This is a genomic window from Collimonas silvisoli (assembly GCF_018305005.1).
Lineage (GTDB): Bacteria > Pseudomonadota > Gammaproteobacteria > Burkholderiales > Burkholderiaceae_D > Collimonas > Collimonas silvisoli.
In genome coordinates this window covers 1-1994 of sequence record NZ_JAGQEG010000210.1, presented here as the reverse complement: position 1 = coordinate 1994, position 1994 = coordinate 1, and the positions used below count along the sequence as shown (strand labels likewise).

Sequence of the window (1994 nt, the reverse complement as noted above, 5' to 3'; positions counted from 1 at the left end):
CGTCTTTCGACTCGCCTTATCTGTGGTTATTGCAAAATCAGATTCACGATTCGCTGGCGACGTTTTATTTAGCGGGTTACGTCACTGACGAAGAAAAATCTGAAGCTCTGCTGACGATGGCGCGGGAGTACGACGCTACCGGTAAGGCTCCCACTACACCGTACAAGAAGCAGGCGTGGGATAGATATCAGAATACGATCAAAACCAATCCTGCGATTGGCGCAGCGGTGCAAAGCCGGGTTGACGCCTATAAGCAGTCCGGCGCCAAGGCTGACAATCGGCTTGATCAACTCAAAGCGATGGAAAATACTGAGCAGCAGACGCCGTTTAGTGAAGCGGATCAAGCAACGCTGGCAGGCTGTTTTCCGACACAAAAGGATGCTAATGCGCCGGAACTGCGTTCCGCCGCCATCCGCACGCAAACCGAAACCCGGCGCGAAGGCAGCGGTTATTTGCGCCAGCGTGCAGTGTTCGATTGATGGACTTTTTTCTGTCCACTAACAAACAATTTTATGACAGGCATAACGGATAACACTCAACCTCATGAGGAAGAGTCAGCGTGGGAAGGCGGGAGCAAGCCTCGGGCGAGCCTGACTGCGATTCCTCAAACGTCTTGGGAGGCGGTCGAGGATGCGGGCGCGGTGGACGAAAAGATCAACGCCATCGTCAGCAAGGCCGCAGAAACTATCGAACAGTTGCACTACCGGCAGGACAAAATTATCGCTGCGCGTAATCCTCTGTACCAAGCTGCCAAACCTTTGCTACGCACGCTGGCGGACTTGCCGACCACCCAATTACACGAAAGAAATTCATGCGACTCAAACATCTACTGATACTCACCGCGACGCTGGCACTCAGCGCTTGTGCAGCAACGGCACCGAACACAACACAAGCACCAAATCAGAAGCCGTCCATGGTTGTCGATATAGCGCTGGTGCCGGTATCGATAGCTTGTTTTTCTCATCCGGGCGTGGGTTACATTCACGATTTTTATGTGAAAGAGCCTTTTAGTGAACGGATGGCTGGGGGACTAAGTTGTGGCGGCCTTGTCGCCGGCGGCTACATGCTTCCCTTGAAATGGCAACCCGGTATGAAAGTCAAAGTGCGGTGGAAGCCGAATGGGCGCGATTGGGTAGAAAAAAACACCACGATCAGACGCTACGACGAAGCCGGAGATATTTTCGTTCATTTTTTTGCAAACGATGAGGTAAGGATAGTGTCATCTGCAAGATATTATCCACAAAGCTCAAAGCACCCAATTCTTAAAGATGTCACCATCGCACCACCGGAGGAAGAGTAAATGCCCGCCCAAATTCAATCCGCGCCGCTGAGTATTACCGGTCACGCCGAAGGCGAAATGACATGGAGCGTTGCCGACCTATGCCGTCGTATTTTGCAGGAAGATCGGCCGACTATTCATGCGCCCCCTTGCCAGAAATACGTCAACATTGGCCTGTTCTTCGACGGCACCAATAACAATATGATTCGTGATGAACCATCGCAATGCCATACCAATGTCGTCAAATTGTACAAGGCGCACAAAGACGTCAATGGAAAAGGCGCTTTGCAAACACCTGGTCATTACCGGATTTACGTTCCGGGCTTGGGCACACGCTTCGAGGAGAACCGAGAGTGGCGTGAAAGTGCCGAGGGTAAAGCGTTTGGCAAAGGCGGCGAAGCGCGGATTTTATTCGCTTTGCTTGAAGTCTATAACGCTGTGCATAGAGCGTTTACTGATGACGTAGCATTATTTAGCCGGCAGGAAATCACCGCTAAAATCCAGCAATACGCCAGAGACGTGGCAACCAATGACCCACTGCGCGATGCCAGCGATCCGCGTCCCGACCGCCGTAGCTGGTTTGCCGATCTCACCAAGGAATTAGACCCGCTATTGCGCAAGGCCCGTAAAGACAGGCCGAAACCGGATATTCCGAAGATTACGCTGAATGTGTTCGGCTTTTCACGCGGCGCGGTGGAAGCGCGGGCGTTCTGCT

3 protein-coding genes and 1 pseudogene are annotated in these 1994 nt (G+C 52.5%); all 4 read left to right on the top strand.

Going from position 1 to position 1994, the window contains the following annotated elements; translation table 11 throughout:
* Window positions 1-479: pseudogene (locus tag KHU33_RS26015) on the top strand (hypothetical protein); the annotation flags it as partial.
* Window positions 480-512: 33 nt separating this feature from the next.
* Complete coding sequence (locus KHU33_RS26010; protein ID WP_211468431.1) at window positions 513-833, top strand: hypothetical protein; 321 nt, start codon at window positions 513-515, stop codon at window positions 831-833.
* Window positions 812-1300 (top strand): DUF3304 domain-containing protein, encoded by a 489-nt coding sequence (locus KHU33_RS26005; RefSeq protein ID WP_211468429.1) that lies wholly within the window; start codon window positions 812-814, stop codon window positions 1298-1300. The genes KHU33_RS26010 and KHU33_RS26005 overlap by 22 nt, the downstream gene beginning before the upstream one ends.
* Window positions 1301-1994 (top strand): phospholipase effector Tle1 domain-containing protein (locus KHU33_RS26000; protein ID WP_211468427.1); only part of this gene is annotated, 694 nt, incomplete at its 3' end.

Coding starts and splice junctions, on each gene's coding strand:
- KHU33_RS26005 (WP_211468429.1), top strand. CDS start 812: ATGCGACTCAAACATCTACTGATACTCACCGCGACGCTGGCACTCAGC.
- KHU33_RS26010 (WP_211468431.1), top strand. CDS start 513: ATGACAGGCATAACGGATAACACTCAACCTCATGAGGAAGAGTCAGCG.